This is a genomic window from Shewanella profunda, assembly GCF_023283765.1.
GTDB lineage: Bacteria > Pseudomonadota > Gammaproteobacteria > Enterobacterales > Shewanellaceae > Shewanella > Shewanella profunda.
In genome coordinates this window covers 63,514-80,567 of record NZ_JAKILG010000003.1, presented here as the reverse complement: position 1 = coordinate 80,567, position 17,054 = coordinate 63,514, and the positions used below count along the sequence as shown (strand labels likewise).

Annotated in this window: 11 protein-coding genes; 7 read left to right on the top strand and 4 right to left on the bottom strand. The window is 46.6% G+C overall.

Features of this window, described 5'->3' with window-relative positions; all coding sequences use genetic code 11:
• Window positions 1-17 precede the first annotated feature (17 nt).
• The 5 genes from L2744_RS02380 (at window position 18) to L2744_RS02360 (ending at window position 10,165) form a co-directional block, all read left to right on the top strand.
• Complete coding sequence (locus L2744_RS02380; protein WP_248990647.1) at window positions 18-5,903, top strand: hotdog fold thioesterase; 5,886 nt, start codon at window positions 18-20, stop codon at window positions 5,901-5,903.
• Window positions 5,904-6,020: 117 nt separating this feature from the next.
• Entirely contained in the window at window positions 6,021-7,667 is a 1,647-nt protein-coding gene (gene pfaD, locus L2744_RS02375) for an eicosapentaenoate synthase subunit PfaD (protein ID WP_248990547.1), read from the top strand.
• A gap of 314 nt (window positions 7,668-7,981) precedes the next feature.
• Complete coding sequence (locus L2744_RS02370) at window positions 7,982-8,158, top strand: DUF1328 domain-containing protein (RefSeq protein WP_248990546.1); 177 nt, start codon at window positions 7,982-7,984, stop codon at window positions 8,156-8,158.
• Window positions 8,159-8,180: 22 nt separating this feature from the next.
• On the top strand, window positions 8,181-8,375 hold the full coding sequence (locus L2744_RS02365; RefSeq protein WP_248990545.1) for a hypothetical protein: 195 nt from the start codon (window positions 8,181-8,183) through the stop codon (window positions 8,373-8,375).
• A gap of 110 nt (window positions 8,376-8,485) precedes the next feature.
• Window positions 8,486-10,165 carry a diacylglycerol kinase family protein gene (locus L2744_RS02360; protein ID WP_248990544.1) on the top strand — a complete coding sequence of 560 codons (1,680 nt, stop codon included), beginning with the start codon at window positions 8,486-8,488 and terminating at the stop codon, window positions 10,163-10,165.
• Window positions 10,166-10,523: 358 nt separating this feature from the next.
• Here the strand turns inward: L2744_RS02360 and L2744_RS02355 are convergent, their stop codons facing one another.
• Complete coding sequence (locus tag L2744_RS02355) at window positions 10,524-11,897, bottom strand: sigma-54 interaction domain-containing protein (protein WP_248990543.1); 1,374 nt, start codon at window positions 11,895-11,897, stop codon at window positions 10,524-10,526.
• Window positions 11,898-12,132: 235 nt separating this feature from the next.
• Here L2744_RS02355 and L2744_RS02350 point away from each other — a divergent pair, with 235 nt between their 5' ends.
• Both L2744_RS02350 and L2744_RS02345 read left to right on the top strand, forming a co-directional pair.
• On the top strand, window positions 12,133-12,582 hold the full coding sequence (locus tag L2744_RS02350; RefSeq protein WP_248990542.1) for a hypothetical protein: 450 nt from the start codon (window positions 12,133-12,135) through the stop codon (window positions 12,580-12,582).
• 213 nt (window positions 12,583-12,795) lie between these two features.
• Window positions 12,796-13,341: a BON domain-containing protein gene (locus L2744_RS02345; RefSeq protein WP_248990541.1), complete on the top strand. Its 546-nt coding sequence runs from the start codon at window positions 12,796-12,798 to the stop codon at window positions 13,339-13,341.
• Between the two features lie 161 nt (window positions 13,342-13,502).
• Here L2744_RS02345 and L2744_RS02340 read toward each other — a convergent pair whose 3' ends face one another.
• The 3 genes from L2744_RS02340 to L2744_RS02330 form a co-directional block, all read right to left on the bottom strand.
• On the bottom strand, window positions 13,503-14,291 hold the full coding sequence (locus L2744_RS02340; protein ID WP_248990540.1) for a hypothetical protein: 789 nt from the start codon (window positions 14,289-14,291) through the stop codon (window positions 13,503-13,505).
• 562 nt (window positions 14,292-14,853) lie between these two features.
• The gene (locus L2744_RS02335; RefSeq protein ID WP_248990539.1) at window positions 14,854-15,279 is read right to left on the bottom strand and encodes a PaaI family thioesterase; all 426 of its coding nucleotides are present in this window, start codon (window positions 15,277-15,279) and stop codon (window positions 14,854-14,856) included.
• A gap of 61 nt (window positions 15,280-15,340) precedes the next feature.
• Window positions 15,341-17,050 carry an FAD-dependent oxidoreductase gene (locus L2744_RS02330; protein WP_248990538.1) on the bottom strand — a complete coding sequence of 570 codons (1,710 nt, stop codon included), beginning with the start codon at window positions 17,048-17,050 and terminating at the stop codon, window positions 15,341-15,343.
• Between the last annotated feature and the right edge of the window lie 4 nt (window positions 17,051-17,054).

Below are 17,054 nucleotides of genomic sequence, written 5' to 3'. Positions count from 1 at the left end.
ATAAAACTACCGTGCCTATGATTGCGTCAAAAAGTGCGTCAAAAATTGCGATCGTCGGTCTCGCGACTCAATATCCTGACGCCGATAATCCGCAAACTTTCTGGCAAAACCTGCTAGATAAAAAAGACTCTCGCACCCAAATTAGCCGCGAGAAGCTCAATGCCAATCCCACCGATTACCAAGGTGTTCAGGGGCAATCTGACCGTTTTTACTGTGATAAGGGCGGCTACATCCAACACTTCCAGTTTGATGCCAAGGGCTATCAACTGCCTGAGTCCGCCTTTGACGGTTTAGATGAAAGCTTTTTATGGGCACTCGATTGCAGTCGTAAAGCCCTTCAAGACGCAGGTATTGCCCCAAACGATACCGTACTGGCGCGCACAGGTATCGTAATGGGAACCTTGTCGTTCCCCACGGCCCGCTCCAACGAATTATTTTTGCCTCTGTATCATCAAACCGTTGAAAAGGCGCTGCAAAACAAACTTAACCAAAGCGCATTTCAGCTGGCTGATTTTGGCAACCCAGTTAACGATCTCAATACCAATAGCCAAGCATTAAACGTCGCCAATGGCGCCGTTGCTCACACAGCCTCAAAGCTGATCAGCGATGCACTCGGTTTGGGTGGCACCCAGTTGAGTCTGGACGCCGCCTGCGCCAGCTCGGTTTATGCGCTCAAACTCGCGTGCGATTACCTAACAACTGGCAAGGCCGATATGATGCTTGCGGGCGCGGTATCGGGCGCAGATCCCTTCTTTATCAACATGGGATTCTCAATTTTCCACGCCTACCCAGATCATGGTATTTCGGCGCCCTTTGATAGCAACAGCAAAGGCTTATTCGCCGGAGAAGGCGCTGGGGTGTTAGTCTTAAAACGCTTGGAGGATGCTGAGCGCGATGGCGATAACATCTATGCGGTCGTTAGCGGCATTGGTTTGTCGAACGACGGTAAAGGCCAGTTTGTATTAAGCCCCAACAGCAAGGGCCAAGTGCAAGCCTTCGAGCGCGCCTATAGTGCGGCAAACACACTGCCCGCCAATATCGAAGTAATTGAATGCCATGCCACAGGCACGCCACTCGGCGATAAGGTCGAACTCGCTTCGATGGAACGTTTCTTCGAGGACAAACTTGCGGGCTCTGCTGTGCCGCTGATCGGTTCAGCAAAATCCAACTTAGGCCATTTACTCACAGCCGCGGGCATGCCGGGGATCATGAAGATGATTTTTGCCATGCGCTCGGGTCGACTGCCGCCAAGTATTAACTTATCAGCGCCGATATCTTCGCCTAAGGGCTTGTTTAGCGCTAAAAATCTGCCAACAGAATTGCATGCTTGGCCCGATAAAGCCGGCAATGACCGCCGCCACGCGGGTGTTTCCGTGTTTGGTTTTGGCGGCTGTAACGCGCATTTGTTGCTGGAATCCTATGCTGCCAATACAAACAAAAAGAATGAACAACCCGCTGCCGCTGTAAGTTACCAGCACACGCCATTAAATATCATTGGTTTAGCATCGCACTTTGGGCCTTTATCCTCCATTAATGCACTGGATAACAGGATAAGCGCGAAGCAAGATGCCTTTATCCCGCTGCCCGCTAAACGCTGGAAAGGCTTAGATAAACATCCTGAGATTTTAGCTAACTTTGGCTTGCCTTCTGTACCGCAAGGCGCATATATCGACCAGTTCGATTTTGATTTCCTGCGCTTTAAAGTGCCGCCCAATGAAGACGATCGCCTGATCTCCCAGCAACTGCTGCTGATCAAAGTGGCCGATGAAGCGATCCGCGATGCAAACCTAAAGCCCGGCGGCAAAGTTGCTGTATTAGTGGCGATGGAAACAGAACTGGAATTGCATCAGTTCCGTGGCCGGGTAAATCTACATACTCAACTGGCAGACAGCCTTAAAAAACAAGGAATAACACTCACACAAGCTGAGTATCTCGCCCTTGAAAAAATCGCCATGGACAGTGTGCTCGATGCCGCCAAACTGAACCAATACACCAGTTTTATTGGCAACATCATGGCGTCACGTATCGCATCACTTTGGGACTTTAACGGCCCAGCCTTTACCATTTCGGCGGCCGAGCAATCGGTCGCCCGCTGTATCGATGTGGCCGAGAACCTCTTGTCCCAAGAGTCCTTAGATGCAGTGGTGATCGCCGCCGTCGATTTAAGTGGCAGTTTAGAGCAAGTGATCCTCAAAAATGCCGTATCGCCAGTGGCATTTAATGCCACTGACACAGGCTGGAAAGTTGGTGAAGGTGCTGGCGCATTAGTGCTCACAACAACACAATCAAGTGCAGCCGTTCACAATAACGATGCCCAAAGTAATAGCAACAGCTATGGCGACAGTTATGGTCATATCAGCGGCCAAGTGTTTGGCGCTATGTTTGACCCGCAAGGTCACAGCAACACAGCGCGTATTTGTGATGACTTGTTAACTCAAGCCAAGGTGAATAGCAGCCAGATTAGCTTGATTGAAACCAGTATTGCGGTTGAGCAACGTGCCGATTCAGAACTGGTACTCAATACCCTGCTGCCAAGTGTGAATCAGCGCAGCCAAGCTGCTGATACCATTGGCCACAACTTTGCCGCTGCGGGTATGGCGAGTATTTTAAGCGCCCTGCTGCAGTTAAAAAATCAGGCGCAGCTTAAAAACCAAGTGCAGCTTAAAAATCAAGCGCAACTTAACAAGCATTCTTCTCAAGCTCAGCAGCACGCGCTCGTTGCCACGTTTAGCCAAGGTAAATGCTCGCAGTTACTGCTCAGCCAAAGTGCCACGCAAGCATACAATTTGCAGCAAAGGCTTGAACAAGATTTAACGCTTTCTGAGCAAAAACACTTAATAAAACAAGTAACGCTCGGTGGCCGCGATATCTATCAGCATATCCTAGATACGCCGCTCGCAGGCCTTGATGCTATACAACAAAAAGCCCAAGCCATGACAGCACTGCCAGCGCGCAGCCAACGCAAACATTTGGCCCAAATAGCGAGCAAAGACACGAATAGCTTTGCAACAAGCAGCCCAACCACGGCTCAACAAAAAGAGACATTAAGCAGCATGCCAATTAATGCCCTAAGCACCAATAAAAACGCCACTCAAGCAGAGCTAAAAGACGCGGCATTTTTAAGCAATCAGCAACTCGCCCGTGAAGCCCATTTAGCCTTTTTACAAAGCCGTGCTGAAGGCTTGAAACTAGCCGATGCCTTGATGAAAGCCCAGCTTGCCAGCGAGTTAGCCGTCAATGGCCAAGCTGCGCCAGTACAACAGCAAGCCATTGTTCAGGCATCTGCGACAGCGGTTCTTCCACATCCAGTGCTTTATCCCAATCATGCAAAAGTGCCTGAGTACACGCCGCCAACACCGATAAGCAAGCCTTGCATTTGGGATTATGCGGATTTAGTCGAGTACGCCGAAGGTGATATTGCTAACGTCTTTGGCCCTGATTACGCCATTATCGACAGCTATTCGCGCCGTGTACGCCTGCCAACCACTGACTATTTGCTGGTATCTCGGGTAACGAAATTAAACGCCCAGATGAACCAATATCAGCCTTGCACTATGACCACAGAATACGACATTCCTGTGGACGCGCCGTATTTGGTCGATGGCCAAATCCCTTGGGCCGTGGCGGTTGAATCGGGTCAATGCGACTTAATGCTGATCAGCTACTTAGGTATCGATTTTGAAAATAAAGGCGAGCGCGTTTATCGCCTGCTCGATTGCACCCTGACCTTCCTTGGCGACTTACCGCGCGGTGGCGACACCCTGCGCTACGACATTTCCATCAATCACTTTGCCCGCAATGGCGATACCTTGTTGTTCTTCTTCTCCTACGAATGTTTTGTGGGCGACAAGCTGATCCTTAAAATGGATGGCGGCTGCGCCGGCTTCTTCACCGACAAGGAACTCGCCGACGGCAAAGGCGTTATTCGCACCGAAGCTGAAATCAAAACTCGCAACCTTGTGCTCAATAATCCCAATAAGCCGCGCTTTAATCCGCTGCTTAACTGCGCACAAAACCAATTTGATTACAGTCAAATCCATAAACTGCTCAGCGCCGATATCGGTGGCTGTTTTGGCGGCGCCCATGCGGCGCATCAAGCCCAATATGGTTTGCAGCCCTCTTTATGTTTTGCATCCGAAAAATTCCTGATGATTGAACAGGTCAGCAATCTTGAGGTGCATGGCGGTGCGTGGGGCTTAGGCTCAGTGCAAGGCCATAAGCAGCTCGAAGCTGATCATTGGTATTTCCCGTGTCATTTCAAGGGCGACCAAGTGATGGCGGGATCGTTAATGGCCGAAGGCTGTGGTCAATTACTGCAATTCTTTATGCTGCATATTGGGATGCACGCCAGCACAGAAGAAGGTGGCGTCAAAAACGGTCGTTTCCAACCGCTAGAAAATGCATCACAAAAAGTGCGCTGTCGCGGTCAAGTCTTGCCACAATCTGGCCTGCTCACCTATCGTATGGAAATCACCGAAATAGGCATGAGCCCGCGCCCGTATGCTAAGGCAAATATCGATATTTTGCTCAATGGCAAAGTGGTCGTGGATTTCCAAAACCTTGGGGTGATGATCAAAGAAGAAGCCGAATGCACCCGCTACCTCGCGGATAACGATACCAGCACAGCTGAAAATGTTGCTTCGTCTGCGCCGCTAATGGCGCAGTTTCCTGATTTAACTGCGCCAACCAATAAAGGCGTAGTGCCTCTGCAACATGTGCCTGCACCGATTGCGCCTGCGGGTTCAAAGTATGCTAACCGCGTGCCCGATACACTGCCGTTCACGCCGTACCACATGTTCGAATTTGCCACTGGCGATATCGAAAACTGCTTCGGCCCCGATTTCAGCATCTATCGCGGCCTAATTCCACCGCGCACGCCTTGCGGTGATTTACAGCTTACCACCCGCGTGGTTGCGATTGACGGCAAGCGCGGCGAACTGAAAAAGCCATCATCTTGCATCGCCGAATACGAAGTGCCAGCAAACGCTTGGTATTACGATAAAAACAGCCATCACGCCGTGATGCCCTATTCTGTGCTGATGGAAATATCATTGCAGCCCAATGGCTTTATCTCAGGTTATATGGGCACTACCTTGGGCTTCCCCGGCCAAGAGCTGTTTTTCCGTAACTTAGACGGCAACGGTAAGCTGCTGCGCCATGTGGATTTACGCGGCAAGACAATCGTAAACGACTCTCGTTTGTTATCGACTGTGATTGCTGGCAGTAACATCATCCAAAATTTCAGTTTTGAATTAAGCTGCGATGGCGAGCCTTTCTACCAAGGTAAAGCGGTATTTGGTTACTTCAAGGGCGATGCACTGAAAAACCAGTTAGGCATAGACAACGGCAAGACAACTCAGCCTTGGCATGTGCAAAATGGCATAGCAGCCGATAGCCAAATCAATCTGTTAGATAAACAACATCGCAGCTTTAATGCGCCACAAGGTAAGCCACATTACCGTTTAGCGGGCGGTCAACTTAACTTTATCGACAAGGCTGAAATCGTGAAAGCCGGCGGTAAAGCGGGCCTTGGCTATTTATACGCCGAGCGCACCATTGACCCGAGTGATTGGTTCTTCCAATTCCATTTCCATCAAGATCCTGTGATGCCAGGCTCATTAGGGGTTGAAGCCATTATCGAGCTGATGCAAACCTATGCGATTGACCAAGACCTTGGCGCTGGCTTTAACAATCCTAAATTTGGGCAGATTTTATCGGATATCAAATGGAAGTATCGCGGCCAAATTAACCCATTAAACAAGCAGATGTCGCTGGATGTGCACATTACTAGCGTGACCGACGACAATGGCAGACGCATCATTATGGGCGATGCCAACTTAAGTAAAGATGGCCTGCGGATTTATGAAGTTAAAGATATCGCCATCTGTATTGAAGAAGCTTGATGAGTTTACGCTCTTAGAAAGACGCTAATCTCGAATAACAAATAACGAATAACAAATAGTTGCGCCGCCTTGGCTATCCACATCGCACAGGGCGGTACTGATAACATGAGAACACCTATGACTAGCCATACTCTAGATCAATTCAATAGCAATAATGAAAAACTCAGCCCTTGGCCGTGGCAAGTCAACGATGCCGAGCTGTGCTTTGATATCAACTCATTAGGCAAAAAACTCAAAGATTTAAGCCAAGCCTGCTACTTAGTGAATCACAGCGAAAAAGGCTTAGGCATAGCACAAACCGCCGAAGTGACCGCGGGCGACCGCGAGGCACCACTAGGCTCACACCCCGTCTGTGCCTTTGCGCCCGCCCTTGGCACCCAAAGTTTAGGCGACAGTAATTTTCGCCGCGTACACGGGGTTAAATACGCTTACTACGCTGGCGCTATGGCCAACGGTATTGCTTCGGAAGAACTGGTTATCGCCCTCGGCCAAGCGGGCATTTTGTGCTCATTTGGCGCGGCGGGGTTAATTCCATCCCGCGTTGAAGCGGCCATTACCCGCATTCAAGCGGCGCTGCCCAATGGCCCCTACGCCTTTAACTTAATCCACAGCCCCAGCGAGCCCGCATTAGAGCGCGGCAGTGTTGAGCTGTTCTTAAAACATAAAGTGCGCACGGTCGAAGCCTCGGCATTTTTAGGTTTAACGCCGCAAATCGTCTATTACCGAGCGGCGGGTTTAAGCCGCGACGAACATGGCGAAATAGTCATTGGCAACAAAGTCATCGCAAAAATCAGCCGCACCGAAGTCGCGACTAAGTTTATGGAGCCGGCGCCTGCCAAAATACTCCAGCAACTAGTAAGTGACGGCCTTATCAGCCAAGACCAAATGGCGATGGCATTGCTTGTGCCGATGGCGGACGACATCACAGCCGAAGCCGACTCTGGCGGCCATACCGACAATCGCCCACTGGTCACCCTATTACCGACGATTTTGGCGCTTAAAGATGAAATCCAAGCTAAGTATCAATACAAGACACCCATCCGCGTGGGTGCTGGCGGCGGTGTTGGCACACCCGATGCAGCATTAGCCACCTTCAACATGGGCGCGGCCTTTATCGTTACAGGCTCAATCAACCAAGCCTGCGTCGAAGCGGGCGCCAGCGAACACACCCGTAAGTTACTCGCCACCACAGAAATGGCCGATGTGACTATGGCGCCTGCCGCCGATATGTTCGAAATGGGCGTGAAATTACAAGTGGTTAAGCGCGGCACCCTGTTCCCGATGCGCGCCAATAAGCTTTATGAAATCTACACCCGTTACGATTCGATTGATGCCATCCCAGCGGACGAGCGTAAAAAGCTCGAAGATCAAGTGTTCCGCTCATCACTCGATGACATTTGGGCTGGCACAGTCGCCCACTTTAACGAGCGCGATCCTAAGCAAATCGAGCGCGCACTGGATAACCCCAAACGTAAGATGGCGCTGATTTTCCGCTGGTATTTAGGTCTATCGAGCCGCTGGTCAAACACAGGTGAAGTCGGCCGCGAAATGGATTACCAAATCTGGGCAGGCCCTGCCCTTGGCGCATTTAATGCGTGGGCCAAAGGCAGTTATTTAGATGACTATAAGGCCCGTAATGCGGTGGATTTAGCCAAACATTTAATGGTGGGCGCGGCGTATCAAGCGCGGATTAACCTGCTGTTATCCCAAGGGGCCAGCATTCCTGTCACTCTGCAAAGATGGAAACCGCTAAACCGTTTTTAAACGATTAAATTTAGAGCTGAGTTTTGCATTAAAAGCCGACATTGGTAGCAGTGTCGGCTTTTTTATTATTAGAAAGCTGCTGTGTTCTTGGGGCTGAAACTCTTACCGAAAGCTAGGTAAAAATTGCTTAGTTTGAATTTAAAAGCTTGCGACGCATCAACTCATATTGATTAAATTAATTATAAAATCATTAAGTTAATATTAACTTGTAAAGTTGGCATTAAGCTCGCATCCTGTAGATAACCACTAGCCGTTACCTTACAAATGACACAAACGGGTCACATGAAGGATAAAGACTGGGAAAGGAGGTTAGTATGTTAGGTTGGACATTAATGTTTCTGGTTGTTGCCGTTATTGCAGGGCTCTTTGGTTTTACCGGAATTGCAGGAGCCGCCGCGGGCATCGCAAAAATCATTTTCTTCTTATTTATTGTGTTACTCGTGATCTCACTGTTGGTCAACGCCCTCAGGGGTAGAGGACCACGACCTTAATTTTATTGGAAAGGAAATAGACATGAAACCATTTACGCTAATGACAAGTGCATCGCTGGCATTATTACTCGCCCTAGGTTTATCAGCCTGTAGTGATAATAACGCCGAAGATGCCGGTGAAAAAATCGATGACGCAGTTACCGATGTAGGCAACGCTATCGAAGATGCCTGTGAAGAAGTAAAAGAAGGCGTTAAAGCTAAAGATAAAAACTGCTAACAGTTTCGCTTAGGGCGGTGATAGATAATTCTATTACCGCCCAATTTTTATGCTGTTCTTAATCATTTCAAGTTCTACTGGTTCAACTTTAACGGCACTGGAGAACTTTTATGCTCGCCAATATCCACATCAAATATGTCTACACTGCGGGTGCAGTATTATTAGCCTATTTTGCAGTAACGGGCACTTCTCCCCTACTCACTTTCGTTTGGGCTTGGACAAGCCTATCGCTATTTTTAGTCAGTTCGGCGTATTGGCTCAATCTCGCTAGCATTTTTAGAAAACGCCAAGATGGCACTATCCCTTGGTATATTCGCTGGGGTTTTATTCCGTTTTTGCTGGGCAGCCGACTCTATAACTACTGGGCCAGAAAATACGATTCAGTGCCATCCATGCAAAAGATAAATGAACACCTGTACCTCGGCTGCCGGCTCGTTTCCGCAGATCTGGAAAAGATTAAAGCCAATAGGATCACCGCGGTTCTTGATGTGACCGCTGAATTTGATGGCTTAGATTGGTCACAGTTTGAAGATCATATCGAGTATCTAAATATCCCTATACTAGACCATAGTATCCCCAGCAGCGCTCAGCTTAATCAAGCGGTAAACTGGATACACCACCAAGTAAGGTCAGGCAAACAAGTTCTTATCCATTGCGCCCTTGGCCGTGGTCGTTCAGTTCTTGTACTTGCAGCCTATTTAGCATGTAAAGAAAAACGGCAAAACTTCTCAGAAATGCTGCAACAGATTAAGCAAATCCGTAAAACCGCAGGCTTGAATAAATGGCAATTTAGAGCACTTGATCAGATGTATCAGAAAAAAGAAATTAATATCCATCAAACAGCTTGGATTATTGCCAACCCTGTCTCTGGTGGCGGTAAATGGCAAGAATATAGCGAACAAATACAGAGTGAACTCAAGGCTTATTTCGATCTCAATTTGGTACTGACCGCTGAAAACGTAACCGCGAAGTCCCTTGCAAAAGAGGCTCGTAAAGCAGGCGCGGATATCATTATTGCCTGCGGTGGCGATGGCACAGTCACTGACGTTGCCTCTGAAATTGTTGATACGGATATCACCTTAGGGATCATTCCGTTAGGAACGACTAATGCCCTCAGCCACGCCCTTTTTGGCTTAAGCAGTAAACTTATCCCTATTCCTCAGGCGCTGGACAATATTATTCAAGGGCACACCCAAGCCATAGATACTGCACGCTGTAATGAACATCTCGTGTTGTTACTCGTAGGCATTGGATTTGAGCAACAGATGATTGAATCCGCAAGCCGCGAACGAAAAAATGCCCTAGGTCAACTCGCCTATCTCGATGGCCTATGGAAGGCGATTAGTGCTGGGGATATCTTAACTATCTCATTAGGTTTAGACGATGCAGAGCCTATACAGATTAGTACCCACAGCCTAGTGATTGCTAATGCAGCCCCCTTTACCAGTGTGCTGGCACAGGGAGATGGCAAACCGGATATGACCGATGGTTTGTTGGATATTACTTGGTTAGATCCAGGGGATGAACCTAAGGAACAGGTACTTAGCTTAGCAGAACTGGCAATGGCAGGATGGGGGAAAGAAGGAAATAAGTATGAACAAGATCAGCAGCCTAGCGCGAGTAGAGTCCACCATGCCCATGCAAAAAAGATCAAGATAAGCAGCCAACCTAAGTGTAAATATGTCATTGATGGGGAATTATTTGAGCCAGAGGATCTCACTATTGAAGTCCAACCGGCATCCCTTAAAGTATTTGTTCCCTATCAAGAAATTGCTGAAGAAATTACATGAGATTAACACCATGATGTTCAAATTCTAAATAGCGCCGAATAGAAGACATCTAAGCCGGCCTCAAACGCAGACACGCATAAATTCCTCCATGGCGCTCCACCGACCATCCAGGGTACCAAGGGGTCTGCTTAATGAGGTCTTCTAAACTATAAATCAGAATATCTTGAAAGTTTCCACCATTGGTCGTCAACATAAACTCTATATGACTTAGGCTGTTTATTTGAATAATGTTCATATTCTCTCGCAAAAACAGACAAATAAAGTTTACAACTGGGATATACAGACAAGTCTAAACTAACCAATGATGCCAACTGCTTGACCCTTACCTTTATTACCACTCATTAACTCAATCCCATCACTATTTCGCCGTTGACTCACTTGACTCGACTAGCTGCTCATACTTACTCAGCTTGTTATAGAGGGTTTTAACGCTGATCCCTAACTGCTCGGCAGTATCTGTTTTATTACCGTTGCTGGATTCTAGCGCTTGATAAATTGCAATTTTCTCTAAATCATCTAAACGCATTCCCTGGGGAATAATTACTTCTTCCTCAGCGATTTTAGCGTCATCAGTAGCCTGTTCTAGCTGCAAATGGCTAGGTAAAATGTCTTGATCCGCGAGGATATAAGCCCGCTCAACAGCATGCTTTAATTCGCGCACATTACCAGTCCAACGATTCGCCGCAATCATCCGCAAACTTTCGTCAGAGAAAGCTTTGCACTGCTTTTCGGCCACATTACGATAGGCCAGAAAATGCTGGGCGAGTCCGATAATATCCTCACCACGCACTCTTAATGGCGGTACTCGAATAGGAAATTGGGCTAAACGGAAGTACAAATCCTCACGAAATTGCCCAGCCTCTATTGCCGCGATAGGATCGCGATTAGTTGCCGCCACAATGCGTACATCCGACTGGAGCACTTTGGCTCCGCCCACGGGACGATACTCATTATTTTCTAGCACTCTAAGTAACTTCACTTGATGTTCTATAGGCATTTCAGTTATTTCATCGAGAAATAAAGTCCCGCCTTCAGCCTGTTCAAAGACACCTTTATGATCTCGATTCGCGCCAGTAAATGCTCCTTTAACATGTCCAAATAACTCACTATCGACCAACTCAGGACTGAGGGCGCCACAATTAATCGCAATAAATGGCTCATCCACCCTAGGGCTTGCGAGGTGGATAGTGTTAGCAACCAACTCTTTACCCACGCCACTCTCACCAATAATTAATACATTACTGTCGGTGACTGATACTCGACGAATTGTGCGATACAACTTGTGCATAGGTGCCGACGAACCAACAAGCAGGCCGTACTGATCTAACTCACTTAAAAAGGGTCGCGAACGGCTAGGAGGGCTAGTAACTAAGTGCTGAGCGAAATCGACTAAAATGCTACTTATCAATGGCATATCATATGGCTGACGAAGCAGATAGCCCGCATATTGCGCCATAAGCTTATCAAGATTGGGATTGGGTTGGCCATTGGAGAGAAAGATAAACTCAATCCCAGACATGACTGTATTTTCCATTAAATCAACATAGTCCTCGTGGCTAAGACAAGGAAACTCAATAACAGCGACATCAACGTGATTGGCTTCAAGCTGGGCAAGCCAAGGTAAGTCATCGACACTACGCAGCTTATTAAAATGTAAAGCCCCTTCGAGTTGTATAAGTGCTTGCTCGGCACCTAAATCCTGTAGGTGATAAAACAGTGTTGGTCGAGCCATGCTAAGTTCACTCCTGTGTATAAAGAGCCACTGTATGCCAGCCGTGAAACTTTAACAACATCAATGGTAATAGTTTCCGGTACAGCAGTGGAATAACTGAGTTAACTAAAAATATCGGTCTATAAATCAGCCTCTTAATCTACCACTAAAAACGAGAACGAAATATGCATGGTAGCTGAACAAGAACTACATTGTTAATCCAACAATGCCGGACACTGACATGAGGAGATTCATTATGAAGTCTAATGTTGTGCAACATCAGACTGATATCAGCGCCGATATCAAGCTTAGCGATGGGATTATTAAACTCTGCCAGAGGGGAGATGAGTTCTACACTCATGCAATTTCTCTCGTCGATGACTATAAGCTGCAACGGATTCTGAGGGGACAATCCACTGCCTATAAACGCATGTTAATAAGGTTGACTTCACAACAAGGCTCTACCAGTGCAGATAACACGAGTAACAAGCTACTAAACCCTTATATGGAAGTTGAAGCCCTATTAGAGCAACAGGCTATTTCTCTGGCAATCAGCGCCCTTATCAAGCTCGAGCAACAAGTGCTAGCGCAAGTAAAACATGCAGTAAAACAAGCACGTCATCCACATCTCACATGCCAACTCGCCGAAGGCGCCGCTTGGTTACAAATCAGTTGCGATGCCATGCAGTCTCTTCATACACCTTAAACGACACAAGATTGTATGGTTTTTACGTTTGATATAGGCCGCGGTATATCTGCAATAATTACATTTGTTCGGTAATAAAGACCGATTAATGGTCTCAGTCACAGGCAATAATCATGGGAAATAGATTTTCTTTCTATTTAAAATCAACACATTAAACATATTGGCACGATTCGAGCTATATCTATCGTCTAGATAACAACTCAGGATATCATCATGAAAACAACAACAGTATTAGCGACCTTACTTGTCAGTTCAATCAGCTTAAATGTGGCTGCAGCTCAAGATTGGAAAAATGAAGCCAAAGACGCTTGGATTGACGGCAAAGCAGAAACGACTCTGTTACTCAATACTAACCTAAACTCCTTTGACATTATAACCGACGTAAAAGATGGCCATGTCACCTTAACTGGGCAAGTAGAAAGCCGCGTTGATAAAGCCCTCGCGACGGAACTTATCAAAAGCTTAGATGGCGTAAAAGATGTCGATAATAAGCTGACGGTAATGAGTAAAGATGATGGCACCAGCGATGTGATGAAAACCTTGACCGACTCGAAAGTCGCCACAGTTGTCAAAACCCGTTTATTATTTTCAACCGATATTTCTGGCACTCAAATTAATGTCGATGTTGCCGATGGTGTTGTGACTCTCAAAGGGGAAGTCGCAAGCGATGCAGAACGTCAACTCGCGCTGAAAATTGCTGAAAACACCGACGATGTCAAAAAGGTCGTTGATAAAATCAGCATAGTTAAAAAGGTTTGATAAATCAGCTCTAAAACAGTGTTTTCACAAACGATTAGCATCAAGCTATAGGACTGAATTATCGGTCCAAAAACAAAACCCGCCTAGGCGGGTTTTGTTTTTATTGTTGGCAACAGACCCTATTCACACGCTGCAAAAATAACTCTGCAAGGTCAACAAGCCTAGTTAATGCTCGTTTCACTGACGGTCAGTTCTAAGATTCTAACGATTTCAGGGTTCTGTGACATAGGTTCATTAGGCGCCCTATCTCTATAGGTAACTGCAATTTTATAAGGAGGTTCAAAGGGATAAACAGGTTCAACACTGTCGATCTCTATCCTATCTCCAATCAAAACACTCCCCAAATGTTTCAAACTGGTGTGCTCGTAATCGAGGTTAAATAATCCAAGATACCAAAATACCCCTGAACCTTGAGTCGTCACAATAAATGGCGCCACAAAGGGCATGGTTTGCGCATCCAAATTCTGCTGGATTGGGGCATTGCTCTGTGTATCAGGCCCTAATGCTGGATCAAAATTAAGCGGAGTAATTCGCATATAATCGAGCAAGACTCGGCCTTTGACTTCACCGTCTTGATAGTCGCCAATGGCAAGCTCAGTCTGCTTAATTTTAATAAAATGCGTTAATACCACAGATCTATGTCCTTCGGGCAAAGTGACTTCAAAGGGATTAGCGGTATTAAGTGTAAACAATTTCAGCATCACTTCAGATGCATTGGCAACGGGTTTTACCTCGGCGGGCACGCTAACGTCTGTCTCATCAGTAACGACTGCATTAGCTTGTACTTTAGCATTCTCCAGAGTCATTGCATCGTCGTACGGCATTACTCGCCCGTCTTCCACAACCATAAACACATCATCATTTGTCATGTTAAAACGGTAAATCCCCGCGGCAAGTATGCCGAGTACAATGACAGTAGCTGCTATAGTTAACTTTACAAACATACTCATCTTCTCTCCCCAATCGTGCTCTTTATGCGCTGCTTTTCTAACACCGATAACTTCAGATCAATGTTGGAGCAGTATTACAGATACAGAGTTAAAGCGGAGTGGGTAAAGTGTAAAAAATCCCGCTATTTTGAAATTTGTCAGGCTAAATTCAGCTACTAATGCCATAACACTCAGCAGTTCCAGCACCGAACATGGGCAAGGTTTACAAAATGAAGCTTAGTCACTGACCCACGTAACGCTATTTGCCAACTTACATTTACTTTTATTCCGACAATAAATCACATGATTGCTCAGCAAGCTGCTGATGGATAGAGTTCATAACGAGATTCTCATTTTCCACAATGCTGGAACACTGGTGTTTGGCTCGGTTTACCAATTGCTTAGGGATAAATGCACTTGTACTAGGAAATAGGGTTTATCTTGATACGAGACAATATCAAGCTGCTGATAATCATGCAGATTTTGCCAAGCGAGTGCTAATTATCTAGCATATCGAAACGATATCCTTGGCGCGACACCTCTTTAGTAAAGCGTTACTGAATAATATTTAGATCCTTCTGGCTTAGATCACGCCTCTCCTAGGTTGAATAAATTTTGCCTTGGCGGTAACACACGCAATATCTGCCACATACAACGAGGCTTCTAATTGGTACATTCCCATGCGCTGACCCACGAGTCGGCCGACAATTTTAATGGCATCTCCCACCTTTATCGGCGCAATAAAACGAACGGTCATTTCGGCCGTTAACGCTTTGATACCCTGCATAAACAAACAATGGGTCATAGCTGCATCCACTAAGGAGCTTGCTACGCCGCCATGTAACAGGCTGTTATAGCCTTGAAGTTCAGGACTGACTTTGTGATAACCCACAACCTGATCTTTACCGTCGGCAAAAAACTTACACTGCAAAGACAAAGGATTTTGAGTCCCATCGCCACAGACAAGGCATTGGCTGTGGCTTTGTTTACAATCTTGGTAACTGTTCACACTGCACCTTTTATTGATGAATGTAGATGGTTTTAAGATCCACCTTTAACGCAGTTCTCAACTAAAAACGTGCATTAACCATTTGGTAGGTTTTATATCCACCACTTAAGTTGCGTGCCTTAAAACCCTGTTGTACTAGCATCCGATAAGCGACATGCCCGCGCAGACCCACTTGGCAAAATACCAGCAGTTCTTTGTCTTTGTGGAGTTCATTGAGTCGGTCTCTAAGTTCTGGTAACGGAATATTAATCGCACCCGCAATAGCACCAGCAGCCGTTAACTCGCTAGGATTACGCACATCGACAATGACTTGTTCAGCCGTTAAGTTATCTAGAGCCTGAGAGTGACAAATAGCTTCATCACCGAGCAATACGTTTGCCGCCACCATACCAGCTTGATTGACCACATCGCGCGCCGAGCCAAAGGGCGGAGCATAGGTGAGTTCAAGATCGGCTAAGTCATAAACCGTCATACCCGCGCGCTGCGCCACGGCTAATACATCAATGCGTTTGTCGACGCCATCAAGCCCTGCTGCCTGAGCCCCTAAAATGCGGCCATTATCAGGACAGAACAATAGCTTTAGGGTAATAGGATGAGCTCCAGGGTAATAACTGGCATGACTTGCTGTGTGCACATAGATCTTTTCAAACGGGATAGCTTGCCTTAGCAAACTCTTCTCATTTAACCCAGTTGAAGCTATCGCCATATCAAACAATTTACAGATTGCAGTGCCTTGGGTGGCACGATATTGCTTATTGCCGCCAAGCATATTATCTGCGGCTAATCGCCCTTGACGATTGGCGGGTCCTGCAAGTGGTATAAGGATGGGATCCCCTGTGACAAAATCTGCGGTTTCAATCGCATCGCCCACGGCATAGATGTCAGGATCTGAAGTGCACATACTGGCGTCAACGCGAATGCCACCAAGCTTACCTAATGCTAAGCCGCATTCCGATGCCAAGCTTGTCTCAGGCTTAACACCTATGGCAAGGATCACTAAATCTGTAGCTAAGGTGCTGTTATCACTCAAATCTAATTGTAGATGGAAATCGGAGGCCACTGGCGTATCGTAGTCATCGGTGATATCCGCTTCAGCAAGCTGAATAGGACGCTCATTGACTGCGGTTAAGCCTGTTTTTAAGCGTAAATTCACACCATTATCGACTAACTTTCGATGCAGTATATTTGCCATTTCAATATCAACAGGCCCCATCACTTGGTCAGCAAGCTCCAATAAACTCACCTCTAATCCTCGATGACGCAGTGCTTCTGCCATCTCTAAACCAATAAATCCACCTCCGACGATAGTGGCATGCTTTGGTTTGTGTAGCAGAAGGTTCGCTAACACCTTATCCATATCGGGAATATTTCGCAGGCTATGCACAAAATGGCTATTAATGCCGCGAATAGGCGGTTTAATTGGCGAGGCACCAGGACTTAGCAACAACTTATCATAGGACTCTTGATAGATTTCATTCGTGATAAGGTTACGTATGCTTAACTGCTTGGTTTGTCGATTAATCGCAATCACGTCATTAAACACGCGAACTTCAATATTAAAACGTGATTTAAAGCTTTCAGGTGTTTGCAACAGCAAGGCTTCCCTAGACTCAATCTCACCGCTGATATGATAAGGCAAGCCACAGTTAGCAAACGAAATAAACTCGCCCCGTTCTAACATGATAATTTCAGCGGTTTCTGATACACGTCTTGCTCTTGCCGCTGCTGATGCGCCACCAGCGACACCGCCTACAATCACTATTTTAGTCATGCTG

Bases quoted from the DNA above. Each gene is read 5' to 3' on its own strand.
- L2744_RS02380 (WP_248990647.1), top strand. From the start codon at position 18: ATGATTGCGTCAAAAAGTGCGTCAAAAATTGCGATCGTCGGTCTCGCG.
- pfaD (WP_248990547.1), top strand. From the start codon at position 6,021: ATGACTAGCCATACTCTAGATCAATTCAATAGCAATAATGAAAAACTC.
- L2744_RS02370 (WP_248990546.1), top strand. From the start codon at position 7,982: ATGTTAGGTTGGACATTAATGTTTCTGGTTGTTGCCGTTATTGCAGGG.
- L2744_RS02365 (WP_248990545.1), top strand. From the start codon at position 8,181: ATGAAACCATTTACGCTAATGACAAGTGCATCGCTGGCATTATTACTC.
- L2744_RS02360 (WP_248990544.1), top strand. From the start codon at position 8,486: ATGCTCGCCAATATCCACATCAAATATGTCTACACTGCGGGTGCAGTA.
- L2744_RS02355 (WP_248990543.1), bottom strand. From the start codon at position 11,897: ATGGCTCGACCAACACTGTTTTATCACCTACAGGATTTAGGTGCCGAG.
- L2744_RS02350 (WP_248990542.1), top strand. From the start codon at position 12,133: ATGAAGTCTAATGTTGTGCAACATCAGACTGATATCAGCGCCGATATC.
- L2744_RS02345 (WP_248990541.1), top strand. From the start codon at position 12,796: ATGAAAACAACAACAGTATTAGCGACCTTACTTGTCAGTTCAATCAGC.
- L2744_RS02340 (WP_248990540.1), bottom strand. From the start codon at position 14,291: ATGAGTATGTTTGTAAAGTTAACTATAGCAGCTACTGTCATTGTACTC.
- L2744_RS02330 (WP_248990538.1), bottom strand. From the start codon at position 17,050: ATGACTAAAATAGTGATTGTAGGCGGTGTCGCTGGTGGCGCATCAGCA.